Source organism: Akkermansia sp. NBRC 115031 (genome assembly GCF_030268505.1).
Classification (GTDB): domain Bacteria; phylum Verrucomicrobiota; class Verrucomicrobiia; order Verrucomicrobiales; family Akkermansiaceae; genus Akkermansia; species Akkermansia massiliensis.
In genome coordinates, this window is sequence record NZ_BSQU01000004.1 from 263790 (window position 1) to 288104 (window position 24315).

Below are 24315 nucleotides of genomic sequence, written 5' to 3' on the forward strand. Positions count from 1 at the left end.
TAAGCAATCCGTTACAGACTGGAGACGGGGAAGCATTCCCCTGTCCACGGGGAGCGGAGCAGTCCTTTGTGGAACTGGAATGCAAACGTCCGCCAGGATGTACCGGCTTTAGGGAAGAGGGTTCGCTAACGTTCCCTTTCAAATTGAGATGCCGGAGAGGCTTGCGCCGCATCCCGTCCGGGCACGCAGTTCCGAAGGTTTTCCCTTTCCATGCAAACGGCTTCCGATAGGCAAGGGGGAGTCATCGCAAGTTTTTCTCCCTTGGAAATACCGCTTGACCACGGATTGCTTATCCGTTGGCTTCCGGATATGCTGCCTGTCAGGAATTATGGATTGGATCTGCTGAGAATTTTGTTGTGCCTGACGGTTGTCTTTTTCCATTACAGCGGGGGATGGAATTGCGGAGGGAGCGTGGCTGTGGATGGCTTTTTTGTCTTGAGCGGTTTTCTGGCCGTTCGATCCGCCGGAGGTTTCACACAAGGAAGCATCGGGGAATATTGCCGGAAAAAGGCTGACGCCTGCTGCCGGTGCTGTTGATTGCCTGGACTGCCGGTTTTGCCGTTCTTCTTATTGAAGGCCAGCAGGCGACGGCGTGGGCCGGAGTCAGGCTGCTGATAGCCGCGCCAACACTTGCGATGTGGAAGATGATGGGGAAGGCGGCGGTCTGGTTCATCGTCTGCATCATGGCCTTTCTGGCGCTGTTTCCGTGGCTTTACCGTTATTACGAGAAAAGGCCGTTCCTGTGGCTTCTGGCGGCAAGCGTTCTTTTTGCTGCGTTCCGGAGCGGCACCGTGATGGACTACGGCAGGCTGTATTATCAGGTGAGTTTCCGCCTGTGGCAGTTTTTGCTGGGGATGTGGTGTGCGTCCTGGAATATGGAACGGTGGAAGAGTCCATGGCGGTGGTTTTGGATTGGAGCAGGCGCGGCGTGGCTGCTGGCTTCTTCTGCCGCCACCCATGAAGGAATCGGAGCCCTGAGCTATTCATTCCCGGGGTACGTTGTTTCTTCCGTCATCTTTGCCCTGTGCATTGCCTCCCTGTGGAGCGTCCGCCTGCCGTCCCTGCCTGCCCCCCCCCCCTGAAATGGGTGGGGATTGGCGCGGGAATGAAGTGGCGGGTGGATGGGCCCCCAGTTTTATTCTGGGGAATCGCCTTGTGTGTTTCCCTGGTTATCGCCTTTTTCGTCTATCAGCATGTGGAGGTCCGCTGGGTGAGGAAGAAGCTGAAAAAGGCGCCGGCAACCCGGAATGAAGCTTGGGAAAGAGCAGGGGAAAATGGCACGGATGAAATATTTAGGAAAAGATGAATAAAAGACTTGTCATGATATAAAATCACGTTATATTGGCCGTCCCCAAACGCGCCGAAAGGCGCAAGAAATACGTTTTCTATCGGGTTTGCCTCCGGAAAAAAGGCGCGCTTCCTGCTTACTGAAAGGGATGTTCGCCTTGAATATCGGATCAGACCGACGAACCACAACCAAAGCAGGAAAACATGCCGACCATTAATCAGCTCGTCCGCAAGGGACGTATTACTCCGGAAGAGAAGTCCAAGTCACGCGCTCTTCATAGCTGCCCGCAACGCCGCGGTGTTTGTCTCCAGGTAATGACCCGTACGCCCAAGAAGCCGAACTCGGCTCTTCGTAAAGTGGCTAAAGTCCGTCTTACCAATGGTGAAGAAGTGATCGCCTACATCGGCGGTGAAGGTCACAACCTCCAGGAACACTCTATCGTGCTCGTTCGCGGCGGTCGTGTGAAGGACTTGCCGGGTGTTCGCTACCATATCGTCCGCGGGGCTCTTGACTGCCTCGGTGTTGACAAGCGTCGCCAGGGCCGCTCCAAGTATGGCGCCAAGCGCCCGAAGGTTGCCTCCAAGTAAACATTAACATCTTACCTACTATATATTATGGCCCGCCGTAAACGCGTCTATAGAAAAATCGAACGTCGTGACCCCCGTTACGACAGCGCTCTTGTTGGCAAACTGATCAGCAAGGTTATGCTGGATGGCAAGCGCTCCCTTGCGGAACGCATTGTTTATGCCGCCATCGACATGGCTAACGAAGGCACGGACAGCATTGATCCCCTGGAAGTGATCACCCGCGCCATTGAAAATGCCAAGCCCCGTGTGGAAGTGAAGAGCCGCCGCGTAGGTGGCGCCACCTACCAGGTGCCTCTGGAAGTGGACCCGGCCCGTTCCGAATCCCTGGCCATGCGCTGGATTGTGAACTACGCCCGCAACCGCAAGGGCGTGCCGATGCACAAGGCTCTTGCCAACGAAATCAAGGAAGCCGCCAACAACCAGGGTTCCTCCGTCCGCAAGCGCGACGACGTTCACAAGATGGCCCAGGCCAACCGCGCCTTTGCCCACTTCCGCTGGTAATCCCTTCAGCGACTGTCAGCCGAACCATTCACTTTCGATCATTACAGATACTTTCCAGACACTATGTCCGATCACGTAAACAATCCCAATCGCAAGGCTCCCCTTGAGCGCTACCGCAACATCGGTATCTCCGCTCACATTGACGCCGGCAAAACTACTTTGTCCGAGCGTATTCTTTTCTACACCGGCATGATCCACAAGATCGGTGAAACCCACGACGGTTCCACCACTACCGACTGGATGGAGCAGGAACGCGAACGCGGTATCACCATTACCTCCGCTGCCGTTACCACCAACTGGAAGCAGGTGAAAAATGAAGGTATCAGCAAAATGTTCGAAGGCGAAAACTTCCAGCTGAACATTATTGACACCCCCGGGCACGTTGACTTCACCGCTGAAGTGGAACGTTCCCTCCGCGTGCTTGACGGCGCCATCGTGGTATTCTGCGGTGTGGCCGGCGTGCAGCCCCAGACGGAAACCGTATGGCGCCAGGCCACCAAGTACAGCGTTCCCCGCATGTGCTTCGTGAACAAGATGGACCGTACCGGCGCCAACTTCAACAACGTGCTGGACGACATCCACAACAAGCTGGGTGCGAACGCCGCCGCCATTCTGATCCCCATCGGCGCTGAAGACCAGCTCCGCGGCCAGATTGACGTGGTGAACCAGAAGGCTGTCATGTATGCCGACAACGACCGTCTGGGCTCCACCTACACGGTTGAGGAAATCCCCGCTGAACTCAAGGAAGAAGCCGAACTGGCCTACCATGAACTGGTGAGCCGCGTGGCCGACGTGGACGACGAACTTGCTGAAAAGGTTCTCATGGAAGAACCCTTCACCCCCAAGGAACTCAAGGAAGCCATCCGCCGCGCCACCATCACCAACAAGTTCATCCCCGTTGCCGGTGGTTCCGCCTTCAAGAACAAGGGCGTCCAGTTCCTGCTTGACGCCGTGGTGGATTACCTCCCCTCTCCGGTGGAAACCGTTCCCGCCCACGCTGAAAGCACGCTGGATGCGGAAGAAACCTTCAAGATTACCGCTACGGACGACGCCAAGCCCATGGTTCTGGCATTCAAGCTCTGGGCTGACAAGTTCGTCGGCAAGCTGGTGTTCATCCGCGTGTACGCCGGCGTCCTCAAGAAGGGTGACACCGTGTACAACCCCCGCACCCGCAAGACGGAACGCGTGGGCCGCATCATCCAGATCCAGGCTGACCAGCACACGGACATTGACGCCGTATACTCCGGCGACATCGCCGCCATCGTGGGCCTGCGCAACGTGACCACGGGCGACACCATCACCAGCCCGGACAACGATGTCTGCCTGGAACCCCCCACCTTCCCGGAAACCGTTATTTCCATGGCCGTGGAACCCAAGACCAAGGCCGACCAGGAAAAAATGTCCAACGCTCTGGGCCGCCTGTCTGAAGAAGACCCGACCTTCCGCGTGAAGACCGACGAAGAAACCGGACAAACCCTGATCTCCGGCATGGGTGAACTTCACCTGGAAATCATCATTGACCGCCTGATGCGCGAATTCAAGGTGGAAGCCGACATCGGCAAGCCCCAGATCGCCTACCGCGAAACCATCACTGCCCCCGCCCATGGCGACGGCAAGCTGGTCAAGCAGTCCGGCGGCCGCGGCCAGTACGGCCACGTGGTGATTGACGTGAAGCCGAACGAACGCGGCAAGGGCCTCACCATCGAAAACAAGATCGTGGGCGGCGCCATTCCGAAGGAATACATGAACGCCGTCTATGCCGGCCTCAATGAAGCCATGACCACGGGCGTTATCGCCGGTTATCCGGTGGTGGACGTGCACGTTGAAGTGGTGGACGGTTCCTACCACGAAGTGGACTCCAACGAAAACGCATTCAAGATGGCCGCCATCTTCGCCATGAAGGACGCCTTCAAGAAGGCCAAGCCCATCATGCTGGAACCCATTATGTCCGTTGAAGCTTCCACGCCGACCGACTACCAGGGCGACATCATGGGTGACCTGAACCGCCGCCGCGGCCAGATCAGCAACATGGAAAACAAGGCCAACGCCTGCATCCTGAAGGCCATGGTTCCCTTGTCCGAAATGTTCGGTTATTCCACCGCCATCCGTACCCTTTCCAGTGGCCGCGCCTCCTACTCCATGGAGCCCTCCCACTTTGAACAGGTGCCTCAGAACCTCGTTGACCAGATCGTCACCGAGAAGGCTAAATAAACAAACCTTTGAAGTATAACCAATAGACCGCACGTCCATGCAAAGTCCAAAAATCCGCATTCGACTCCGCGCATTTGACTCCCGCGCCATCGACCGCTCCTCCCAGGAGATCGTTGAAACCGCCAAGCGCACCGGAGCCAAAGTTCACGGCCCGATCCCGTTGCCGACCCGCATTGAAAAATTCTCCGTGAACCGTTCCGTTCACGTCAACAAGAAGTCGGCTGAACAATTTGAAATCCGCACCCACAAGCGCCTGCTCGACATCGTCGACCCGACCGCCCGCACGATTGATGAGCTCAAGAAGCTCAATCTCCCGGCCGGTGTGGACATCACGATCCGCATCTAGTTTGGTACCCGGATAAGTAATTAAAAAACAGAAAGACACACTACAATGGCTCTAGGACTTATCGGAAAAAAGGTCGGCATGACCCGTCTGTTTGACCAGGAATCCGGCGCTATGGTGCCCGTGACCGTCATTGACGTAAAGGGCAACACCTTCGCCCAGATCAAAACGGAAGACAAGGATGGCTACAACGCCATTCAGGTTGCCTTTGATGCGCAGAAGGAAAGCCGCGTGGCCAAGCCTCAGGCCGGCCACTTCAAGAAACTGGGCATCCAGCCCACCAAGCTCCTCAAGGAATTCCGCGTGGAAGCTTCCGAACTGCCTGCTGAAGGTGCTGAAGATCCCGGCGTGGACCTCTTTTCCGCCGGCCAGTGGGTTGACGTGATCGGTACTTCCAAGGGGAAGGGCTTCCAGGGCGCGATGCGCCGCCACAACTTCCACGGCTCTCCCGCCGCCCACGGTTCCATGATGCACCGCCGTACCGGTGGTGTGGGTGGCTGTTCCACCCCCGGCCGCGTCTGGAAGAACCAGAAGATGCCCGGACAGATGGGCAATGCCAAGCGCACGGTACAGAACCTGAAGGTTGTGGCCGTACGTCCGGAAGACAACGTCATTCTTATCTCCGGCGCCGTTCCCGGTGCACGCGGTTCCTACCTCGTGATCCGCCCCGCCAAGAAGAAGTAAGGCTTTAGTTAACCTCACATTGATTATAGGAAAACCTATCTATGTCCGCAAATACCTTTACATTAGAAGCCGCCGCTGCCGCCAACATCCAGCTTGTAGGCAGTGACAAGGGCTCCCAGGCCGTGCATGACCTCATCGTGGCCTACCAGGCGAACCGCCGCACCGGTTCCGCCAACTCCAAGACCCGCGCTGAAGTCAGCGGCAACAACAAGAAGATCTTCCGCCAGAAGGGCACCGGTAATGCCCGTCACGGCGACAAGCGCGCTCCCATCTTTGTGGGCGGCGGCGTGGTCTTCGGTCCCCGCCCCTGCGACTACACCAAGAAGGTGAACAAGAGCACCCGCCGCCTGGCCCTGCGCCGCGTGCTGGGCGATCTGATCGCCGCTTCCAAGGTCAGCACCGTTGCCGAATTCTCCGTGGCCGACGGCAAGACCAAGTCCTTCATCAAGGCCGTCAAGGATCTGACGGACGCCAGGAAGGTGCTCATCGTAGCCGCTTCCTTTGACGATTCCACCTATCTTGCCGGCCGCAACGTTCAGGAAGTTCTCCTGATGACCGCCGCAGAAGTGAACATTGAACAGCTCATGAACGCTGATGCAGTGATCCTCGTTGACAACGCTTTAGAAACCCTCGCCAGCCGTACTGCTTAAGAAGCCATGAAAGACATTTACCAAGTCATCAAGAAGGTGCGCATCAGCGAAAAGGCCACCATGCTCCAGGAAACCACTGGCGAGCTGGTCCTTGAAGTTGACCGCGACGCCAACAAAATCGAAATCAAAAAGGCTGTCGAAGTCGCTTTCGGCAAGAAGGTCGCTTCCGTGCGCACCGCCAACTATGACGGCAAGCTCAAGCGTCAGCGCCGTGCTGATGCAGGTCGCACCGCTCATTGGAAAAAAGCTTACATCAAGCTTGCCAACGGTGAAACCCTTGACCTCGTTTAAAGCCCCCTACTAGGAAGGAAAGCTATCATGTCCCTCAAGTCATTCAAGCCAGTTACTCCCTCTAACCGCTACAAGGTGTGGCCGTCCTTTGACGAAATCACCACCTCTACCCCGGAAAAGAGTCTCTGCAGACCCCTCAAGAAATCCGGTGGCCGCAATAACAACGGCCGCATCACCACCCGCCACATCGGCGGTGGCCACAAGCGCAAGTATCGCCTGGTGGACTTCAAGCGCAACAAGTTTGACGTGCCCGCCACCGTGCTTACCATCGAATACGATCCCAACCGCACCTGCCGCATCGCCCTGATCGAATACAAGGACGGTGAAAAGTCCTACATCCTGGCTCCTACGGGCCTCCAGGTGGGCATGAAGGTGGAAAGCGGCCAGAAGGTTGCTCCCAAGGTCGGCAATGCGATGCCCCTGAAGAACGTTCCCCTGGGTACCTCCGTTCACAACATTGAAATCCGTCCGGGTTCCGGCGGCAAGGTTGCCCGTGCAGCCGGCCAGCAGGCCATTGTTTCCAACCGTGAAGCAGGTTATGCGCTGATCAAGATGCCCTCCGGCGAAATCCGCCGTTTCAATGAGGATTGCTACTGCACCATCGGTCAGGTTGGCAATACCCAGCACATGAACGAAATGTCCGGCAAGGCCGGCCGCACCCGCTGGATGGGCGTTCGTCCCACCGTGCGCGGTATGACGATGAACCCCGTCGACCACCCGAACGGTGGTGGTGAAGGCAAGTCCAAGTCCGGCGGCGGTCGTCAGCACCTCAAGTCTCCGTGGGGCCACGTCAAGGGCCAGAAGACCCGCCGTCTCCGCAAGCCCAGCGACTCCGTCATCGTACAGCGCCGCAACGCCAAGTAACCAATACACAATAACTTTAACTAGGATCATATAACATGGGACGTTCTCTCAAAAAAGGCCCTTTTGTCAGTCAAAAGCTTCTCGCCAAGATCGACGCTCAGCTTGAAACCGGTGACCGCAAGCCGATCAAGACCTGGAGCCGCGCATCCATGATTACGCCTGACTTCGTCGGTCTGACCTTCCTGGTGCACGCCGGCAAGAACTTTGCCACGGTGTACGTCACGGAAAACATGGTAGGCCACAAGCTTGGTGAATTTGCCCCGACTCGTGTCTTCAAACAGCACGGCGGTATCGGTAAGAAGTAATCAGTAAGTTAACAATCAACATGTCGAACTCTTCTTCCATCCTTGCCTATTCCCTTACCACCCTTGTAGGGCTGGGCGGGATACTGCAGGGAGCGGAAGAGGATACGGCGGCACTGACGCGCAGAATCGAGCGTCTCGAAAAGCAGAATGCGGCCCTCAAGGCATCCTATGTCCAGGCCCGCAGCGACGCCGACAAGGCGGCCGCCCAGCTGGTGGACATCCGTACCCGGCTGGAAGCTTTGGGAGGCGCAGCGCTAGGTAATAGTGAGGAACGCCTGATTCAGGCGGTGGCAGACATCGAAGCCTCCAATGACCGCATTCAGCGGCTGGAGCAGGCGTCCGTCAAGCTCTCCGGAGCCATCCTCGCCTACATGAAACAAGCCATATCCGAGGACGCAAATGCAAGGACGGCAGTGGAAAGCTCCCTGCGCCTGCTGGAGTCCGTTCTGGGATACAGGCAACAGCCCGTGCGAGATGGCGCGGGAACCCTGGCGGAAGCCAAGGTGCTCAGCATTGACTCCGAATCCGGAGTAGTGGTGCTGAACGCCGGTAGAACGGCAGGGATGCAAGTCGGGATGCCCGTACAGGTGACCCGGGGAGCGCAAACCATCGGAGAAGCCGTAGTCACGGACGTCCGCAAGGAAGTATGTGGCGCGCTTGTTCAGAAACTTGCGGCGCCTGCCGAGCCGGTGCGCGTCGGAGATTCTGCCTCAGTAAAAACCAACGACTAAATCATCTTCATCAATAACCTGCACTACGAGGAAAAACCCATGGAAGTGAAAGCTGTTTACAAATACGCCCGCATCTCTGCCAAGAAGATGCGCGATATTGCTCAAGAAATTCAAGGCTTGTCCGTCTCCCAGGCGACCGACATCCTGTCCTACACCCCCAAGAAGGGTGCCTACCTGCTGAATAAGACGCTCAAGTCCGCCTTGGCCAACGCCGAGAATAATGCGGAACTGTCCGTTGACACGCTGGTGGTCAAGTCCGTCATGGTCGATGAAGGCCCCACGATGCGCCGCACGATGCCCCGCGCCCGTGGATCCGCCAACATGATCCGCAAGCGCACATCCCATATCACCGTCGTACTGGCCGATCAAGAAGGCTAAGTCATTCCAATCTAACACACATATAGCTGAACTAATATCATGGGTCAGAAAGTAAATCCAATCGGGTTCCGCCTCGCCGTCAACAAGGACTGGCGTTCCAAGTGGTACGCCACGGGCCAGGATTACGCCACCAAGCTGCATGAAGACTTGGTGATGCGCAAGTACATCAAGGAACAGTTGATGTCCGCCGCCGTCTCCAGCATCGTGATTGAACGTGCCTGGAACAGCGTCCGCATTACCGTCCACACCGCCCGTCCGGGTCTTGTCATCGGCCGCAAGGGTGAAGAAATTGAAAAGATCCGCCAGTACCTCCAGGGCCTGTGCGGCGCTTCCACCCAGGTCAACATTGACATCGTGGAAATCCGTTCTCCTGAAACGGACGCCCAGCTCATCGCTGAAAACGTGGCCGTCCAGCTGGAACGCCGCGTTTCCTTCCGCCGCGCCATGAAGCGCGCCGTGCAGGTAGCCATGGAACGTGGCGCCGACGGCATCCGCATCCGCTGCGCCGGCCGTCTCGGCGGCGCCGATATCGCCCGTGCCGAATGGTACCGCGAAGGCAAAGTGCCGTTGCAGACGCTCCGCACCCCGATTGACTACGGTTTCGCCGAAGCCCGCACCCTGTACGGCATCATCGGCGTGAAGTGCTGGGTCAACAAGCGCGATGAAGTCGTCTCCCAGCAGACCTCACGCCCGTCCGGCCCCCGCGGTCCCCGTCGTCCGCGTGCCTAAGAAAGCCGCCATCACATTGTTCATCACACTTAACACAAGGAGGAATAAGATATGCCTTTAATGCCCAAAAGAGTGAAGCACCGCAAGATGCACCGCGGCAGCCGTTCCGGCAATGCCACCAGCGGTACCTATGTTGCCTTTGGTGACTTCGGCCTTCAGGTGCTCGACCGCGGTTGGATCACCAACAACCAGATTGAAGCCTGCCGTATTGCGATCAACCGTTACCTGAAACGTAAAGGTAAGGTGTTCATCCGCATTTTCCCGCAGAAGTCCTTTACGTCCCGTCCCCCGGATACTCGTATGGGTAAGGGCAAGGGCGCCGTGGAAGGCTGGGTGGCCGTTGTCCGTCCCGGCAACATTCTGTTTGAAGTAGGCGGCGTGACCGAATCCCAGGCCCGTGAAGCCCTTCGTCTGGCTTCCAACAAGCTGGGCGTGCCGACCCGCTTCGTCTATCGTCAAGGCGTTCAACACTAAAGCTACTCATCACCATGTCCGATAAGAATTCCCCCAAAGAACTTCGTGCTATGTCCGCCAAAGAGCTTTCCGCTCTGGTGCGCAGCCTTCGTGAAGAACTCTTCAATCTCCGTCTCCAGCAGGCCACCGGCCAGCTGGAAAACAACCAGAGAATCCGCACCGTCCGCAAGGACCTTGCCCGCGCCCTTACCATCAAGGGTGAAACCGGGGAAGCGTAAACTGAGGATTTCCGGTAACAACAGAATATTCTAACACTTTTAGAATCCAATGTCCGAACAAACCGAAACAACCAAGAAGCCCGGCCTTCGCAAGACGCGCGTCGGCGTGGTGACCTCCACCAAGATGGACAAGACCATCGTCGTGGAATACGTTGCCCGCGTTCCGCACCCCAAGTTCAAGAAGATCGTCAAGAAGAGCAAGAAGTTCTATGCCCATGACGAAAATTCCACGGCCAAGGTAGGCGATAAGGTACGTATCGTTGAAACCCGCCCGCTTTCCAAGCTCAAGTGCTGGGAACTGGTGGAAGTGCTTACCCACTAATCAGGAATCAACCATTAAATAAAGGAGATTTGATACCATGATCCAGATGGAATCCCTAGTCCAGGTGGCCGACAACACCGGTGCCCGCTCCGCCAAGATGATTGGCGTCATCGGCAAGCGCACCCGTCAGGCCCACATTGGCGACATTATTACCTGCCACATCCGCGAGTCCATTCCCACCGCTTCCGTGAAGAAAGGTACTGTGGTGAAGGCCGTAGTGGTGCGCACCGCCGCCCCGATCCGCCGTGATGACGGCTCCGTGCTCCGTTTTGACGGCAACGCCGTCGTCATTATCGACAAGGACAACAACCCGCGCGGCACCCGTATTTTCGGGCCGGTCGCCCGTGAACTCCGTGAAAAGAAGTTCATGAAGATTGTTTCCCTTGCTCCGGAAGTGCTCTAACCGAGACACCTCAGGATTTTGAACGCCGTTCTCTGAAGAGAGGACGGCGTTTTTTTGTTGCCCGTATTTTTCCGGTGAATGTGTGTTTGAGGCGTTTTTCATGAGAAACAATAAAGTCACCGGAACTACGAGTTTGCCGGGCGTCTGGGAAGAGAGTCCGGAATAGTTTATGGGGCAGGTTTTTTCCTGTTTTTGAAACGTCCCGATGGATTCCCGTGTTTCCGAGTTGGGAACGTGTTTTTACATCGCACGGCATGAAGATGTCGATACGGGTTTTTCAGGCGGAAGGGAGGCAAGGGCCTCAGGCGGTCTGTCTGAGAGAATGTCTTGGGGCGTGCCGGGAGCCAAGAGACTTGAGATGCGCCCGTTCCGCTTCCGAGCAGGGGATGACGGCGGAAGATGCGGGAACCGCTGATAGAAGGCCATTTCAGAGAATTCGGAGAGGGAAGGCTGTTTGTCCCGTCTGAATCCGGATTTGGGGCCCAGGGATAGGGCAAAGAGCGGGAAACGCGTTGTTCGGGATTGCTGTTCTTGCTGCCGCCGGACAGGAAAGGAGCCTTTTTCCGAGCGTTACGCGCAGGAGAAAGGCCGGGAGATCCCGGGGAGGCCAAGGCGGAGGGGGCCACGCGCACGCTAGTGTTTGTGCTGTTCCGCGCGGGTTTTTTCCAACTGCTGGGAGGAACCGCAGGCCGGGCACCGGAACCAGTGGAAGAGGAATATATGCAGAGCCGTGGCAAATACGTAGCCGAAGAGGGGGATGCGATGGGCCGCCTTGTTGCGGGTGTATTTTTTAAAGGAGAAGACGTGGGCGCGGCATACGCTACATTTCCGGGGCAACGCCAGGGAAAGATACAGGATCAGCGCCAGAAACCAGGGGCCGAAGCATAGGCTGATGATTAACCAGCCTCGTTCCCCGTTGAGAAGCACGAGGGTGATGATTGCGATGGAAAAGAGGGTGCAGACGAAGAGGAGGAGGACGGAGGCGGCTCCCAGCCATGTCCGGAAAGGAGTCATGTGCTTGACGCCCTTTTTGCGCAGGTAGGTTTTTGGCTCTTGCCGGACATGGACGCGCTTGGCGGGCTGGTAGCTTTGTTCTTCCTGGCGCCTTGCCTTGGTGGAGAGATGTTTCGCAGGGCCGTCGGCACGAGGGCGTGGCCGTTTTTCCCTGCCGGGTCCGGATGTCCGCGGAGTTGTCTTCACCGCCGGAGCCAGTTCCACCACGGGAGTGGCAAGCGGGAGGCTTCCGTCCGTGGAAGCGTGCAGTGCAGCCGGTTCCGGCGCTGTGGGCATTGCAAGCGCCTGGTTCACCCATTCCCTGAAAACGGGAGCCGGAGGTATTTCCGTGCGCAGTTTCAGCATCCGTTTTGCCTGATGGAGTTCAGGCAAAACGGTGAAAGGGTCCGCGGAAGCGAATTGTTCAAGAGTACGTATGCCCACCGCTTCCAGCAATTCAATGAATTGCTCACGACCGGCAAAGTACTGTTGAAGGTCATTCATTCCCGGAAGAATAGATGATTAGGAAAGGGAATCAAGCATCCCTTTCAGTTGGGCCTGTTTTGCCTCCCAATCCGCCAGACGGGCTTTTTCCTGGTCCACGACTTCCGCCGGGGCTCTTTCTACAAAGCCCGCATTGCCCAGCTTGGAGGAGGATTTGGCGATTTCCCTGGCAATTTTGTCCAGCTCCTTGCCCAGTCGTTCCTTTTCCGCTTCCACGTCAATGAGTCCTTCCAGGGGAAGGAAGAGCTCTCCCAGCGGCGTGAGGGCCGCAGGCGTTCCCTTGGGGGCGGAGTAGGCAGCGTCCCGGGTGACGGATTTGGCGTTTGCCAGAATGGACAGCCGGAAGAGGATGTCCAGCGGGACGTCATGGGTGGTTTTCAGGATGAAGCTGACGTTTTTGTTGTTGGAGAGGTCGTATTCCGCCTTCAGGTTCCGGGCCTTGTTGGCCGTTTCATAGAGAGCCGCAGCCTGGGTGTTCGCCAGCGTGATGCGGGTTTCGTCCAGCCCTGCCAGAAGACCGTCCGCGGAGGGGAGCGGGGTGCGCATGAGCGGAAGGCCGCCGTTGGCGTCCGCAAAGCCCAGGGAAGCCCAGAGTTCCTCCGTGATGTGCGGCATGACCGGATGCAGCAGGGCCAGGTAGTGCCTGAGCACCGTGTCCATGGTGGTTAGCGTGGCCGCCCGTGCCGCAGGGTCCGCTCCGTCCCTCAAATCTCCCTTGACGGCTTCCAGGAAGCGGTCGCAGTATTCGTTCCAGAAGAATTGGTACAGGTTCTGGATGAGGGCGTTGAATTCGTAGTCCGCCAGCGCTTTTTCCACATCTGCATGGAGCTGCTTGAGCTTGGAGATGATGGAGATGTGCACGGGGGAGTAGTGCGGCGCAGCGTCTTCCTCCGCCGCGCCCTGCATCAGGCGGAAGCGGGTGGCGTTGTAAAGTTTGTTGGCAAAGTTCCTGCCCTCGCCGATCTGGTTTTCGTCAAAGCGCACGTCCGTGCCCGTGGGGGCGATGCGCATGAGGCCGAAGCGGAGGCCGTCCGCGCCGTAGTTGGCGATCAGGTCCAGCGGGTCCGGGGAGTTGCCCAGGGATTTGCTCATTTTACGTCCTATTTTGTCGCGGATGATGGACGTGAAGAAGACGTTGCTGAACGGCTTGTCATGCTGGAAGCGGTAGCCGGCCATGATCATGCGGGCCACCCAGAAGAAGATGATGTCCGGTCCCGTGACGAGGTCCGTGGTGGGGTAGAATTTGGCGCGGGTTTCGTCATCCATGGTGGAGAAGGGCCACAGCCAGGAGGAGAACCATGTGTCCATCACGTCGCTGTCCTGAGTCCAGTTTTCCGGATCCGCGGGCGGCTCGGTTCCCACGTAGAGGAAGCCTTGCTCCAGGGCGGAGGCGTCCAGAGCAGGGGCGTTCCTGAGTTCTTCCGCCTTGTCCTTCCGGTACCAGACGGGGATGCGGTGCCCCCACCAGAGCTGGCGGGAGATGCACCAGTCCTGGATGTTTTCCAGCCAGTGGGCATAGGTTTTCGCCCAGCGCGCGGGGCGGAAGGTGATGTCCCCGCCGGCCACGGCGTCCGCCGCCTCCTTCACGCACGGGTATTTGAGGAACCATTGCATGGAGAGGCGCGGTTCGATCGGGACGTTGGCGCGTTCGGAGAAGCCCACCTTGTTGTCATAGTCTTCAATTTTGACCATGAGGCCCGCGGCTTCCAGCATTTCCACGGATTTCCGGCGCGCGTCAAAGCGGTCCATGCCGTGCAGTTCCGGCACTTCCGTGCAGTTGATATGGCCGTCGGGGGTGAGGATGTCTATGATTTCCAGATTGAATTTCCGGCCTATTTCAAAGTCGGCCTTGTCATGGGCCGGGGTGATTTTCAGAGCGCCCGTGCCGAATTCTATTTCCACGTATTCATCCCCGATGATGGGAATGGGGGCGGCGTTGAGCGGGCGCATGACGTTTTTGCCGATGAGGTGGGCGTACTGCGGGTCCTTCGGGTTGACGGCCACGGCCACGTCCGCCATGATGGTTTCCGGACGGGTGGTGGCTACGTGAAGGGCTCCGGAGCCGTCTTCCAGCTTGTAGAGGACGGTGTAAAGCTTGCTTTTTTGCTCCGTCATGATGACTTCCTCATCGGAGAGGGCGGTGAGGGAAACGGGGCACCAGTTGACCATGCGGCGGCCGCGGTAGATGAGGCCTTCCCGGAAGAGGTCAATGAATACCTGCCCGACGGCTTTGGTGTATTCCTCATCCATCGTGAAGCGTTCGCGGTCCCAGTCACAGGAGCAGCCCAGCTTGTGGAGCTGGTTGATGATGATGCCGCCGTGTTTTTCCTTCCATTCCCAGACTTTTTCCAGGAAGGCTTCACGGCCCAGGTCATGGCGGCTCTTTCCCGTCGTCTGCTTGAGGTCCTTTTCCACCCGTACCTGAGTGGCGATTCCGGCGTGGTCCGTGCCCGGCAGCCACAGGGCTTCATATCCTTTCTGGCGCGCGCGGCGCACCAGGATGTCCTGGATGGTGTTGTTCAGCACATGGCCCAGGTGGAGCACTCCCGTGACGTTGGGGGGAGGAATGACGACGGAGTAGGCAGGCTTTTCAGAAGCCGGGTCAGCCTTGAAACAACCTTCTTCAATCCAGCGGGATTGCCATTTTTCTTCCACTAGGGACGGATCATATGCTTTGGGCAGATCAGACATGGGCAAAAGGGTACCATAAAGTTTTTTTCTTTCAATCCCTACCTGCCCTGGGATGGGTGGAAAAACCGGCTCTTTCCGCCCCAGGGGCAGCAGTATGAAAAAGCCGCCGGCTCCCTGGCGGGAACCGGCGGCCTGAGCGGAGTTTTTTCAGGATTTATTTGACCGTCACGGTCGTCTGGGCCGGCTTGAGGCCGTTGGAGATGACCTGGAGCGTCACTTTTCCGGATTCACCCTTGCGGGAACGCAGAATGACCTGGGCAAGACCGTTGAAGGCCTTGATTTTCATGATGTTTTTGTTTTCCGGGTTCGCCATGGTGGTGAAGTCCGTGGGATCGCCGTTGCAGATGCCGGCAATGTCCGCGGGGCCGCTTACCTTGAAGGTGAGCTGGTTTTTGCTGCGGGGCACCATGCGGCCCTGCGCGTCGCGGACGGCCACGGTGACGTAGGAGAGGTCATAGCCGTCTCCCTTGATTTCACTGCGGTCCGGCTTGAGGGTGAGCGCCGCCGGTTTTCCGGTGGTGGTTACCGTGTCCGTAGCCCAGGGCTTGCCGTCTTTTTTGACGACGACTTTGAGGGTGCCGGGCGTGTATTTCACGTCTTCCCACACGAGGCGGTAGCGGTCTTTTTCACCGGTGCCCTTTTTGCGGACGCCCTGGGATTTCCCGTTGAGGAAGAGTTCCGCTTCATCCCCGCTGGTGTAGACATGCACGGGCGTTACCTGGCCTTTGCGTTCCGGCCAGTTCCAGTGCGGCAGGATGTGGGCCATTTTGACATCCGGCCTCCAGTGGGCCTGGTAGATGTAGAAGCGGTCTTTCTTGAAGCCGCACAGGTCCACGATGCCGAAGTAGGAACTGCGGGAGGGAGCGCGGTTGCCCAGCTTCTTGAGCTCGGCCATCAGTTTTTCACGTTCCGGACCTTCCGGCACGTTCAGGGCGTTGGTGGCGTCCAGGTTGTACGGGGTGGGTTCTCCCAGGTAGTCGAAGCCCGTCCACACGTATTCGCCCGCGCTGTTGGGGTTGTCGTCCTGGGCGGCGAATTCCACGTCCGGGCGGTAGGCCCAGCCGGGGGCGTAGAGGTCATAGGAGCTGACCTGGTAGAGGAAGAAGCCCTTGCTCTTGTTCCAGTCCACGGGGAAGAAGTATTCTCCGCGCGTGCTGACGCAGGAGGAGGTTTCACTGGCGTAGAAGGGCTGGTCCGGGCGATCCTTGGAGAAGGCCTTGTACGCCCAGGGCTTGTAGTTGTAGCCATAGACGTCCATCGTGTCCGCGAAGCCGTTCCGGGCGGCCCCGGCGTCATTGCAGCCGGCCGTCACCTTGCGGGTGGGGTCTTCCCGGTGGAAGAGGTCCGTGAGGTTCTGGGAGACGCTATGCAGGTTTTTGTTGCCCTGTTCCGGCACTTCATTGCCCGTGCTCCAGGCGATGACGCTGGGATGGTTGCGGTCCCGGTGGCAGAAGTTGACCAGGTCGCGTTCATGCCATTCGTCAAAGTAGTTGTGGTAGTCCTGCCCTTTTTTGGCGCTGTGCCACATGTCGAAGAGTTCGTCAATGACCAGGATGCCCATTTTGTCGCACAGGTCCAGCACTTCCGGCGCGGGAGGGTTGTGGGACGTACGGATGGAGTTGACGCCGAATTCCTTCAGGATTTCAATCTGGCGTTCATAGCCGCGCGTATGGGCGGCTCCGCCCAGCGGCCCCAGGTCATGGTGCTGGCAGACGCCCTTGAGCTGCACGCGCTCCCCGTTGAGGTAGAAGCCCGTGGGCTTCCATTCAATGGTGCGCACGCCAAAGTTCGTGAGTTTCTGGTCAATGACCTTGTCACCCAGCTTGACCGTGGTTTTCATCTTGTACAGATGGGGGGCCTCAAGCGTCCACAGGGTGGGGTTTTTAAGCGTCAGCGTGCTGGTGACCTTGCCTTTTTCCCCGGCGGGGATCGCTTCCCCCCTGGTGGTGGTTGTGGCCACTACCTTGTCACCGTCCAGAATTTCTTCCGTAACGGAGGGGGTGACGGCCTTGTCCGTGGTGTTTTTCACCGTGGTGTCCACTTCCACCTTGGCGGAGGATTTAGTGATTTCCGGGGTTTTGACGAAGACGCCCCAGTGTTCGATGTGCACGGGGTTGGATTCCGTGAGCCACACATGGCGGTGGATGCCGCCGCCCGGATACCAGCGGGAGGAGTTGGGGGGATTGTCCACCCTGACGGCGATGGTGTTTTTCTGGCCGAATTTCAGGAAGGGCGTGATGTCCACGCGGAAGGAGCCGTACCCGTATTTCCATTCGCCGGCCAGGTCTCCGTTTACATAGATTTTTGGGCGGGACATGATGCCGTCAAAATCCAGATAGAATTGGTTGCCCTTGGCGTCCGCCGGTACTTCCAGCGTTTTGCGGTACCAGCCGATGCCGTCCCACGGGAGTTTGCCTGTTTCATTGGGAAGGTCCATGCGGTATGGCCCTTCCACACCCCAGTCATGCGGCAGGTTCAGGGAACGCCAGTTTTTGTCGTTGAAACCGGGGCTGGAGGGATGGTCCGCTTTGCTGGCTCCGGCGGCGGCCTGCGGGCGGATGATTTCCCCCTTGTCGTTTTTAAAGGTGATTTCACGGATGCTGGCCCAGTTGCTCTGGTTGTTGCCCGTGACGGTGACGCGGAAGTAGCGAGGCTTGCCGGTTTTGTTTTCCACCGTGTCTTCCTTGGAGTCGTTTTGTCCGGAAGTTTTGTCTTCAATGGTCGTCCAGCGTTTTCCGTCACCGGAGCCTTCCAGCTTGAAAAGATGGTTGTTTTGTTTTTCCCACAGGATGTTGACGGTTTTCACGTCCACGGGGCGTCCCATGTCCACAGTGATTTTCTCCCCGCTTTTGCCGCCGTCGGCACACCAGCGGGTGGACTTGTCCCCGTCCACGGCATTGTCCGCCGGATTGCCGGATTCCTCACTGGTGGCAGTGGCGAATCCCATGGCTTTTCCCGGTTCCGGCTGTGTGCTGCCATCCGGCATTTTTCCGAAACGGGCAAATTTCCAGTTCCAATCCAGGCTCTCCGTTTTGGTGGCGTCCAGGGGCGCCGCCATGAGGCTGGCGATGCTGAACGCAGTAATGCAGAGGGTCGTGCGTGTAATGTTGGTGAACATATCTGTGGTATTACGACTGGAAATCTGCAATCTTGCAAGATTTTTATTCAGCAGAATGCGGTTTCTGCACGGATTCCGTCAGCAGGGCTTCACGTATCCGGCGGGATGACTTGCAGCCGCCGTCCGGTTATGTATGGAGGCGTCTTCCGGAAATATGGTTGAGAGGAAGCTGCCCCCGGTCAAAGAAAGAGGACGAATGAATCGGTTGGATGGACTGGAACCGGGGGAATGAAAAAGAGAATGCCGGACCGGCCTTGTTGAATGGGCCGGTCCGGCAACGGGGGAAAGGGGAGAGGCGGGAGGAACTCAGATGTACACCTTGACGATGGCTTTTTTCCGGAGGCGTTCCACCCATTTTTTATAGCGTTCATTGCTGCGCTTGTTGCGCGCCATCATGTCGATCTGCTCCTTGATGGCGGAAAGTGGCGGAGGAGGGGCCAGTTCCTTTTTTTCCACCAGCACGATGGTGAAGCCGGTGGAGTCCACCAGCGGCCCGATGATTTCGCCGGGCTGCGCGCCAAAGATGATGGCGGCGGATTCCGGGGAGAGCGTGGAGCGCTCCGTGACGGGCCAATCGCCGCCTTTTTCCGCATAGAGGTCTTTGGAGTACCGCTTGGCCATGTCTTCAAAGGTGGCGTTTTTGGATTTGATTTCCTTGGCGATGAGTTCCGCCAGGTTGAGCTGCACTTCCGGCGTGGAGGCGGAGTCGTCCCCCAGCATGGGGATGAAGATTTTCTTGAATTTGATTTTGTCCTTGGTCAGGTCCCGGTATTGTTCCTTGGTTGCCTCGTATTCCTGCCGTATTTCTTCCGGGGTGGGCGGTATTTCCTGGTCGTATTTGGAGGCGCGCATGATCTGGACCTGGAGCTGTTTTTTCGTCATTTCCCGGAAGGCGCGGATGGTCATGCCGGAGAGGTTGAGGTTTTTCAGGAAAGCGGAGCGGTCACCGTTGAAGGTGGTCAGGATGGTGCGGTTGATTTCCTGGTCAATGAGGGAGTCGCGGATGACGCCGCCCATGCCTTCGAATTCGTTGCGGAGCAGTTCGCGCTCCACCAGGTCTTCAATGATGTTTTTTTTCGCCAGGGCGAGCTGTTTGTAGAATTCGGGACCCTGTTTGGGGTACTGGGCCGCGAGTTGCGCGCCGATGGGCATGAGCCGCACGCTGACTTCATTGGCCGTGATCGGGCGACCGTTGACGGTGGCCGCTATCCGGTTGACGATGCGCTGGGGCTGCATGCGGGAGGCCGGCGCTTCGTTCGGGGAGATGCGCTTGGATTCGTCCGGACGCACCGTTTCTCTTCCTTCATCCCCGTGGAGCTGAACGGCCCGGGGAAGGGAGGCCCGGGAATCCACGATGCTTTGCGCCTGTGCAGATAAGGCCATGGTACAGATGAGAAGCGCCTGGATGTGGGTTCTGATATTCATGGAGGGGAGAAAAAGAAGCTTTAATGTTTCCGGATGATAGGGAACAGCCCTGTAAAGACAATCTATTTCTGGGTATGTATGGATACCGCCCTGCATGGTAGGGAGGGCCGTTTCCACACTTTTGCTGACTGTGGATGTGCTTGGTAAATGCCGTTTTTCCCTATACAGTGTGCGCCGATGCATGATTGCCGTTTATTGAGGGGAGTGATCCGTTCCTCCCGTCCGGCCAATATTCCCACGCTGTTCACCAATGCGGCCGTGGCGTGGGCTGCCGTCCGGGGAGCGGAGCTGCCGCCTGCCGGCCTGTATGCGGGCGTGGTGCTGATGGGGGTGTGCTTTTATTTGTACGGCATGTGGGAGAATGACCGTGTGGATGCCAGGTGGGACGCTTCCCGTTATCCGGACCGTCCCGTGCCGTGCGGCGCGGTGAGCGTGTCCGTGCTGAGGCTGCTGTCCCTGGTGGCCGGGCTGTCCGGCCTGGTGCTGAATATGGCGCTGGGCGGGGAGTTTGCCGCGGGCGCTGTGCTGCTGATCGTGATTTCCCTGTACAATATGTTTCACAAGTTGTGGAGCGGCTCCGTTTTTCTGATGGGGCTGTGCCGCGGGCTGTGGGTGCTGGCCGCCGGGCTGGTGTTTGCCCATGCGGCCGGGGAACCCGTGCTGCCCGCGTCCCTGCTGTGGTATGCTTTCGGCCTGTTTGCGTTTACCTGCCTGATTTCCATGGTGGCCCGGCGTGAAGCGGGCAGGCCCCGGGTTCAGGCGGCCGTGGTGCTGCTGCTTTCCGGCATGTGCCTGTTTGATGCGGTATGGCTGTTGTGCCTGGGTTCCCTGCTGTGGATCGGCGCCGTTTTATTGTGGGCCGGAACGCGGCTGCTGCAGAAGCTCGGCTGCCGGGCTACATAGGTTTGGATTGAATTTACATGGAAAGTGTGCATCATCTGACGCGAGAAAGTGGGTTATGAATGAATTGATCATCAAGATAGGGCCGTTGTTCTGGGTTTTAAGCATTCTGGCCGTGTACGCGCTGGCGGTTGTTGCGGAGCGGATTTTATATTTCCACAGGATTCAGATTAATACCGGGGATTTTTTAAGGGGCATTTCCAAGCTGGTGAATGCCGGAAAGACGGATGAAGCCCGGCATGAGGCTTCCATTCTGCCTGGCCCGGCGGCCCGTGTGGTTGCCTCCGTGCTGGCGCATGCCGGATTGCGGCGTGAAGAGCTCCGGACCGTGGCGGAGGATTCCGTGCAGATGGAGGTGTTCCAGATTGAGAAGAATATCCGCGGCCTCCTGGTGGTGGCTACGGTGAGTCCGCTGATAGGCGTCCTGGGGACGATTCAGGGGCTGGTGGGTTTTTATTCCCAGCCGGGCCTCCTGGAAGGGAAGGCCCCCACCCTCGCCATGTCGGACGCCGTTTACCAGGCCCTGCTGAGCTCCGCCCTGGGGCTGAGCATTGCGATTCCCGCTTATTTGTTTTATTCCTACCTGGCTTCCCGCTCCCGCCAGATCGTGCATTCCCTGGAACGGGCCGGCACGGAGGCCGTGTGCCTGGTGTGCGACGCCCGCCAGAGGCGCGAGGAGGGAGAGAGCATGGCCGGACGGGGAGTGTAAGCGTAACAGGGAAGGAAAAAAGGCATGCAGATCAAGACGCGCTCAACGTTGCCCACCGGGGCGTTTTTCATGCAGGTGGTCGTCCTGCTGGATTTGGTCGTGCTTGTTTGCGTGCTGACGATCATGACTTCCCGCGTGGGAATGGCGTACGGGTATGAGGTGAAGGCCCCGTCCTCCCGTTTCCTGATGAATATTGTGGGGGATGTGGAGTTTATTTCCGTCACGGCCGGCGACCAGCCCGCTTTTTACATTGGGAACCGCCTGATTGAAGGCGGCCTTCCCGGCGTTTCCGCAGAATTGGACCGGATTTCCCGGGAGAACGAGGGGGATGGAGGGGGACGCGTGGGGATTGCCTTGCGGCTGGATTCCGCCGTTTCTCGGGCTCTGGAACAGCAGTTGGTGGATATGGTGCTTGCCAAGGGAATGACGTGCTATATTGCCGCGGAGCCTGCGGATTGATTTTTTTCCATTCTGCCGCATGAAGCTGAACAAAAAGAGCCGGGCCAAGATTTTCGACCTCCACGTGGGGTTGACGTTTGACTGGCGGGAGACCGGCATTTTGCGCTGGCGCATTTTGCTGTGGATGCTTTTGTTCGGCGTTTGCGCATCCGTGGCCGCCGTGTTTGTCCATGTGGAGGTGCCGGGAGTCCGCCGCCGGGGGGACCAGCCGGGCGCCGTGGTTCTGCTTCCTGCGGATAATCCGCGCCTGCACCAGTATGTGCTGCGCAATACTCCGCTGCCCGTAAGGGGCCCCGTCTGGGCTGATCCGGTGACAGCCGGCCCGATCGGGGAAACGGGCGTGACTCTGCCTTCCCTGCGCTCCGCCGATACGCCTCTGGCTCCTCTTCCCCCCGTGTCCGTCCCCACCGTGGCGGACCAGGTGTGGCGCATGTGGCAGCATCCGGATTTCCATATACGCGCCATGATGAATCCTTCCCTGGATGTTTCCGGCACGTGCATTCCCTACCTGTCTTTTTGTTCTCCGGGGCTGGACGGCCGGATTGTTACAGCCGGCTCCCTGTCCGGTTTTTCCAGGAGCGAGGACCATACGGGGCTGAGAAGCGAGTTTTTTGTGGTAGTGGACGTATGGGGCGTTCCCTCCCAGGTGCTGCTGCTGGAGTCTTCCGGCAGCAATGGAGCGGACGAGTCCGCCATGAGGTTTGCCCGCTCCCTGCGCTGGGTTCCGTCCCGGGAGCCGCGGAGCGGCACCATGTCCATTGAATGGAAGGAGGAAGAGCCGTGAGCATGACCCTTCACGATTTTTTGCTGCGCCTGTTTTTGCTGGCGTCCGGCGGTTTTTGCGCCGTAGTGTTCATTTGCCTGGCAACGGGGTGGGTACGGTCTTTCCTGGACCGGAGGCGCAAGGTACGGTGCCGGATATGCGGGTTCCGGTTTTATGTGGAGGACGGGAATTCCCATGCGGAGTGCCCGCATTGCGGCGCGGCCAATAGAAAAGGCTGAAAAAAGCCCTGGGCGGGAGATCGCGCAGGGCAGTGGGGCCGGATTAATAAATCCGCAGGGATTCTTCATCAATGGGGAGCGAGTCCATGCCCAGGTCTTCCGCGCCGTGCGTTCCCATTTCCTCCCGCACATGGATGACGTCCACCCGGCTGCTCTTGCCTTCACCGGAACGGTAGCGGATGCGCGGTTCCCTGATGACGACGGTGTTGCCGCCCATGGCGGCAGCCTCCCTGGTGAAGTAGTCGATCAGTTCCTTGTCTTCCATGGAGACATGGACAATGCGCCCTTCAGGACCGTTAAAGTGCCCTACGTTGGTATATTCCCCCATGGGGTATTCATCAATGACCAGAACTTCGTTCTGAGGGATGGGCGCACGCGGCGGGCCGGAAGTGACCGGCGTCCACGCATTGGGTCCCGAGGGGGAGGAACAGGCTGCAATCAGACTTGTAATGAGGCAGAAGGCCAGACTGAAAAAAGGCGCTTTCATGGTTGTCCTGCCGTCAATAATCGGCAGGCGGCACAAAAATGCAACGGTAAACTTCGTTGCCGTCATGAAAGATTTGCACCATGACACGTTCCGGAGTTCTTTTAACGCAGTAGGAGTCGTGCTCTTCCGGAATGGGGGGTGCGTAACGGCGCGTGCCGCGGCGTGCAAAGACATGCTGGCGGAATACTCCCACGACGGCATGATTGCTCATTTTGACAATGGTATAGTAGTCGCTGGTAGGCAGGGTGATGGAAGGTGGAACGTCTTTGGCACTCACGGGCGGGATTATAGAGGGCGGCTGAAAACAATGTCGAACCTGAAATGTGGCATGGGATCACGTCCGGAACGTTGGCGCGCTAGTCCGTCCGCCCCATCATTTCCCGTGTTTCCTGGATGGTGCGGGCCTGGGCCTGGCGAGCGCTCATCATGGTGGGTTGTTCAAAGCTCTGCCGCTTGGCTTCAATGTCCCGGTTGACGGTGCGTCCGAGGTGTTTGTCCGCCTCCTTCCAGGAGCGGCCCTGAAGGTCGGATTGCTGCGTGGCGTATTGTTTGGAGGCATCTTGCCAGGACTGGGTATTCACGCCCTTGGCCCGGGCAATGAAGTCCGGTGTTTCCAGTTTTCCATCCGTGAAGGATTTGACGCCGTCCCATTTCCTGGTTTCAAACTGTGTGGCGGCTCCGTCAAATTTCTTTTTTTCAAAGGCGGTGGTTTCAAAGGCCTTTTTCTCAAATTGGGACATGTCGCCGTTGTACCGGAGTCCTTCAAAGGAGCTCCGTTTCTGGGAGACCATCTTGGTGTTGCCTTCCTTGTCCGTCTGCTGGCCGAAGCCGCCGGCGAATTTCGCCTCCAGGGCATCCATCAGCTCCGCGTCCGTTTTTGCCGAGTCCGGGCGCTGTTTGGGCTGAAGGCTGGTGGTCACCGTACGTTCGGTGGCGCAGGAGCAGAGCCCTGCGGCGGCGATCAGGAGAATGTGCTGTATCCGGAACATGCTCACGGTTCCCTATATTCCCGATTGCCGCGCAAATTGCAAACAAAAAGGCGCCTCCA

28 protein-coding genes are annotated in these 24315 nt (G+C 58.1%); 21 read left to right on the forward strand and 7 right to left on the reverse strand.

Annotated elements, in window-relative coordinates; genetic code table 11:
- Positions 1–527 precede the first annotated feature (527 nt).
- The 17 genes from QSJ36_RS07385 to rplN all read left to right on the forward strand — a co-directional run bounded on the left by QSJ36_RS07385 (position 528) and on the right by rplN (position 10979).
- Positions 528–1082, forward strand: a complete 555-nt coding sequence (locus QSJ36_RS07385; protein ID WP_285467960.1) for a hypothetical protein — start codon at positions 528–530, stop codon at positions 1080–1082.
- 409 nt (positions 1083–1491) lie between these two features.
- Positions 1492–1875 carry a 30S ribosomal protein S12 gene (gene rpsL / locus QSJ36_RS07390; protein WP_285467961.1) on the forward strand — a complete coding sequence of 128 codons (384 nt, stop codon included), beginning with the start codon at positions 1492–1494 and terminating at the stop codon, positions 1873–1875.
- Positions 1876–1902: 27 nt separating this feature from the next.
- Complete coding sequence (gene rpsG, locus QSJ36_RS07395) at positions 1903–2376, forward strand: 30S ribosomal protein S7 (RefSeq protein ID WP_012419364.1); 474 nt, start codon at positions 1903–1905, stop codon at positions 2374–2376.
- 63 nt (positions 2377–2439) lie between these two features.
- Entirely contained in the window at positions 2440–4587 is a 2148-nt protein-coding gene (gene fusA, locus QSJ36_RS07400; RefSeq protein ID WP_022397786.1) for an elongation factor G, read from the forward strand.
- Positions 4588–4624: 37 nt separating this feature from the next.
- Positions 4625–4933 (forward strand): 30S ribosomal protein S10, encoded by a 309-nt coding sequence (rpsJ, locus tag QSJ36_RS07405; RefSeq protein ID WP_022397787.1) that lies wholly within the window; start codon positions 4625–4627, stop codon positions 4931–4933.
- 45 nt (positions 4934–4978) lie between these two features.
- Positions 4979–5614, forward strand: coding sequence for a 50S ribosomal protein L3 (gene rplC / locus QSJ36_RS07410; protein ID WP_022397788.1), 636 nt, complete (start codon positions 4979–4981; stop codon positions 5612–5614).
- Positions 5615–5655: 41 nt separating this feature from the next.
- Positions 5656–6264 carry a 50S ribosomal protein L4 gene (gene rplD, locus QSJ36_RS07415; protein WP_022397789.1) on the forward strand — a complete coding sequence of 203 codons (609 nt, stop codon included), beginning with the start codon at positions 5656–5658 and terminating at the stop codon, positions 6262–6264.
- 6 nt (positions 6265–6270) lie between these two features.
- Positions 6271–6555 (forward strand): 50S ribosomal protein L23, encoded by a 285-nt coding sequence (gene rplW / locus QSJ36_RS07420; RefSeq protein WP_022397790.1) that lies wholly within the window; start codon positions 6271–6273, stop codon positions 6553–6555.
- Positions 6556–6582: 27 nt separating this feature from the next.
- Positions 6583–7419, forward strand: a complete 837-nt coding sequence (gene rplB / locus QSJ36_RS07425; RefSeq protein ID WP_012419358.1) for a 50S ribosomal protein L2 — start codon at positions 6583–6585, stop codon at positions 7417–7419.
- A 35-nt stretch (positions 7420–7454) separates the two neighbouring features.
- Entirely contained in the window at positions 7455–7724 is a 270-nt protein-coding gene (gene rpsS, locus QSJ36_RS07430) for a 30S ribosomal protein S19 (RefSeq protein WP_022397792.1), read from the forward strand.
- Positions 7725–7744: 20 nt separating this feature from the next.
- Entirely contained in the window at positions 7745–8455 is a 711-nt protein-coding gene (locus tag QSJ36_RS07435; RefSeq protein ID WP_022397793.1) for a hypothetical protein, read from the forward strand.
- Between the two features lie 39 nt (positions 8456–8494).
- Positions 8495–8833, forward strand: a complete 339-nt coding sequence (gene rplV / locus QSJ36_RS07440) for a 50S ribosomal protein L22 (RefSeq protein ID WP_022397794.1) — start codon at positions 8495–8497, stop codon at positions 8831–8833.
- Between the two features lie 39 nt (positions 8834–8872).
- The gene (gene rpsC, locus QSJ36_RS07445) at positions 8873–9562 is read left to right on the forward strand and encodes a 30S ribosomal protein S3 (protein WP_022397795.1); all 690 of its coding nucleotides are present in this window, start codon (positions 8873–8875) and stop codon (positions 9560–9562) included.
- Positions 9563–9613: 51 nt separating this feature from the next.
- Entirely contained in the window at positions 9614–10036 is a 423-nt protein-coding gene (rplP, locus tag QSJ36_RS07450) for a 50S ribosomal protein L16 (protein ID WP_022397796.1), read from the forward strand.
- A 14-nt stretch (positions 10037–10050) separates the two neighbouring features.
- Complete coding sequence (gene rpmC / locus QSJ36_RS07455) at positions 10051–10254, forward strand: 50S ribosomal protein L29 (protein WP_022397797.1); 204 nt, start codon at positions 10051–10053, stop codon at positions 10252–10254.
- A 49-nt stretch (positions 10255–10303) separates the two neighbouring features.
- Positions 10304–10576: a 30S ribosomal protein S17 gene (gene rpsQ / locus QSJ36_RS07460; protein WP_012419351.1), complete on the forward strand. Its 273-nt coding sequence runs from the start codon at positions 10304–10306 to the stop codon at positions 10574–10576.
- Positions 10577–10613: 37 nt separating this feature from the next.
- Complete coding sequence (gene rplN, locus QSJ36_RS07465) at positions 10614–10979, forward strand: 50S ribosomal protein L14 (RefSeq protein WP_012419350.1); 366 nt, start codon at positions 10614–10616, stop codon at positions 10977–10979.
- Between the two features lie 633 nt (positions 10980–11612).
- Here the strand turns inward: rplN and QSJ36_RS07470 are convergent.
- The 4 genes from QSJ36_RS07470 to QSJ36_RS07485 form a co-directional block, all read right to left on the reverse strand.
- Positions 11613–12476, reverse strand: coding sequence for a hypothetical protein (locus QSJ36_RS07470; protein WP_022397798.1), 864 nt, complete (start codon positions 12474–12476; stop codon positions 11613–11615).
- 18 nt (positions 12477–12494) lie between these two features.
- Positions 12495–15167 carry a valine--tRNA ligase gene (locus QSJ36_RS07475; protein WP_285467982.1) on the reverse strand — a complete coding sequence of 891 codons (2673 nt, stop codon included), beginning with the start codon at positions 15165–15167 and terminating at the stop codon, positions 12495–12497.
- Positions 15168–15321: 154 nt separating this feature from the next.
- The gene (gene galB, locus QSJ36_RS07480; protein ID WP_022397800.1) at positions 15322–18285 is read right to left on the reverse strand and encodes a beta-galactosidase GalB; all 2964 of its coding nucleotides are present in this window, start codon (positions 18283–18285) and stop codon (positions 15322–15324) included.
- Between the two features lie 306 nt (positions 18286–18591).
- Positions 18592–19710, reverse strand: coding sequence for a peptidylprolyl isomerase (locus QSJ36_RS07485; protein WP_022397801.1), 1119 nt, complete (start codon positions 19708–19710; stop codon positions 18592–18594).
- A 177-nt stretch (positions 19711–19887) separates the two neighbouring features.
- On the opposite strand from QSJ36_RS07485, the gene QSJ36_RS07490 reads away from it, so the two are divergent.
- From QSJ36_RS07490 to QSJ36_RS07505, 4 genes are read left to right on the forward strand one after another with little or no spacing between them, the layout of a single operon-like run.
- Entirely contained in the window at positions 19888–20613 is a 726-nt protein-coding gene (locus tag QSJ36_RS07490; RefSeq protein ID WP_022397802.1) for a UbiA family prenyltransferase, read from the forward strand.
- Between the two features lie 55 nt (positions 20614–20668).
- The gene (locus QSJ36_RS07495; protein ID WP_022397803.1) at positions 20669–21319 is read left to right on the forward strand and encodes a MotA/TolQ/ExbB proton channel family protein; all 651 of its coding nucleotides are present in this window, start codon (positions 20669–20671) and stop codon (positions 21317–21319) included.
- 24 nt (positions 21320–21343) lie between these two features.
- On the forward strand, positions 21344–21778 hold the full coding sequence (locus QSJ36_RS07500; RefSeq protein ID WP_022397804.1) for a hypothetical protein: 435 nt from the start codon (positions 21344–21346) through the stop codon (positions 21776–21778).
- A gap of 19 nt (positions 21779–21797) precedes the next feature.
- Positions 21798–22562, forward strand: coding sequence for a hypothetical protein (locus QSJ36_RS07505; protein ID WP_022397805.1), 765 nt, complete (start codon positions 21798–21800; stop codon positions 22560–22562).
- Positions 22563–22823: 261 nt separating this feature from the next.
- On the opposite strand, the gene QSJ36_RS07510 is transcribed toward QSJ36_RS07505, so the two are convergent.
- The 3 genes from QSJ36_RS07510 to QSJ36_RS07520 all read right to left on the reverse strand — a co-directional run bounded on the left by QSJ36_RS07510 (position 22824) and on the right by QSJ36_RS07520 (position 24256).
- A complete protein-coding gene (locus QSJ36_RS07510) occupies positions 22824–23267 on the reverse strand; it encodes a hypothetical protein (RefSeq protein WP_102721853.1) in 444 nt (147 codons plus the stop codon).
- Between the two features lie 13 nt (positions 23268–23280).
- Positions 23281–23544 (reverse strand): hypothetical protein, encoded by a 264-nt coding sequence (locus QSJ36_RS07515; RefSeq protein WP_102721852.1) that lies wholly within the window; start codon positions 23542–23544, stop codon positions 23281–23283.
- A gap of 79 nt (positions 23545–23623) precedes the next feature.
- A complete protein-coding gene (locus QSJ36_RS07520; RefSeq protein WP_022397808.1) occupies positions 23624–24256 on the reverse strand; it encodes a hypothetical protein in 633 nt (210 codons plus the stop codon).
- Between the last annotated feature and the right edge of the window lie 59 nt (positions 24257–24315).

Bases quoted from the DNA above. Each gene is read 5' to 3' on its own strand.
- rpsL (WP_285467961.1), top strand. From the start codon at position 1,492: ATGCCGACCATTAATCAGCTCGTCCGCAAGGGACGTATTACTCCGGAA.
- rpsG (WP_012419364.1), top strand. From the start codon at position 1,903: ATGGCCCGCCGTAAACGCGTCTATAGAAAAATCGAACGTCGTGACCCC.
- fusA (WP_022397786.1), top strand. From the start codon at position 2,440: ATGTCCGATCACGTAAACAATCCCAATCGCAAGGCTCCCCTTGAGCGC.
- rpsJ (WP_022397787.1), top strand. From the start codon at position 4,625: ATGCAAAGTCCAAAAATCCGCATTCGACTCCGCGCATTTGACTCCCGC.
- rplC (WP_022397788.1), top strand. From the start codon at position 4,979: ATGGCTCTAGGACTTATCGGAAAAAAGGTCGGCATGACCCGTCTGTTT.
- rplD (WP_022397789.1), top strand. From the start codon at position 5,656: ATGTCCGCAAATACCTTTACATTAGAAGCCGCCGCTGCCGCCAACATC.
- rplW (WP_022397790.1), top strand. From the start codon at position 6,271: ATGAAAGACATTTACCAAGTCATCAAGAAGGTGCGCATCAGCGAAAAG.
- rplB (WP_012419358.1), top strand. From the start codon at position 6,583: ATGTCCCTCAAGTCATTCAAGCCAGTTACTCCCTCTAACCGCTACAAG.
- rpsS (WP_022397792.1), top strand. From the start codon at position 7,455: ATGGGACGTTCTCTCAAAAAAGGCCCTTTTGTCAGTCAAAAGCTTCTC.
- QSJ36_RS07435 (WP_022397793.1), top strand. From the start codon at position 7,745: ATGTCGAACTCTTCTTCCATCCTTGCCTATTCCCTTACCACCCTTGTA.
- rplV (WP_022397794.1), top strand. From the start codon at position 8,495: ATGGAAGTGAAAGCTGTTTACAAATACGCCCGCATCTCTGCCAAGAAG.
- rpsC (WP_022397795.1), top strand. From the start codon at position 8,873: ATGGGTCAGAAAGTAAATCCAATCGGGTTCCGCCTCGCCGTCAACAAG.
- rplP (WP_022397796.1), top strand. From the start codon at position 9,614: ATGCCTTTAATGCCCAAAAGAGTGAAGCACCGCAAGATGCACCGCGGC.
- rpmC (WP_022397797.1), top strand. From the start codon at position 10,051: ATGTCCGATAAGAATTCCCCCAAAGAACTTCGTGCTATGTCCGCCAAA.
- rpsQ (WP_012419351.1), top strand. From the start codon at position 10,304: ATGTCCGAACAAACCGAAACAACCAAGAAGCCCGGCCTTCGCAAGACG.
- rplN (WP_012419350.1), top strand. From the start codon at position 10,614: ATGATCCAGATGGAATCCCTAGTCCAGGTGGCCGACAACACCGGTGCC.
- QSJ36_RS07470 (WP_022397798.1), bottom strand. From the start codon at position 12,476: ATGAATGACCTTCAACAGTACTTTGCCGGTCGTGAGCAATTCATTGAA.
- QSJ36_RS07475 (WP_285467982.1), bottom strand. From the start codon at position 15,167: ATGTCTGATCTGCCCAAAGCATATGATCCGTCCCTAGTGGAAGAAAAA.
- galB (WP_022397800.1), bottom strand. From the start codon at position 18,285: ATGTTCACCAACATTACACGCACGACCCTCTGCATTACTGCGTTCAGC.
- QSJ36_RS07485 (WP_022397801.1), bottom strand. From the start codon at position 19,710: ATGAATATCAGAACCCACATCCAGGCGCTTCTCATCTGTACCATGGCC.
- QSJ36_RS07490 (WP_022397802.1), top strand. From the start codon at position 19,888: ATGCATGATTGCCGTTTATTGAGGGGAGTGATCCGTTCCTCCCGTCCG.
- QSJ36_RS07495 (WP_022397803.1), top strand. From the start codon at position 20,669: ATGAATGAATTGATCATCAAGATAGGGCCGTTGTTCTGGGTTTTAAGC.
- QSJ36_RS07500 (WP_022397804.1), top strand. From the start codon at position 21,344: ATGCAGATCAAGACGCGCTCAACGTTGCCCACCGGGGCGTTTTTCATG.
- QSJ36_RS07505 (WP_022397805.1), top strand. From the start codon at position 21,798: ATGAAGCTGAACAAAAAGAGCCGGGCCAAGATTTTCGACCTCCACGTG.
- QSJ36_RS07510 (WP_102721853.1), bottom strand. From the start codon at position 23,267: ATGAAAGCGCCTTTTTTCAGTCTGGCCTTCTGCCTCATTACAAGTCTG.
- QSJ36_RS07520 (WP_022397808.1), bottom strand. From the start codon at position 24,256: ATGTTCCGGATACAGCACATTCTCCTGATCGCCGCCGCAGGGCTCTGC.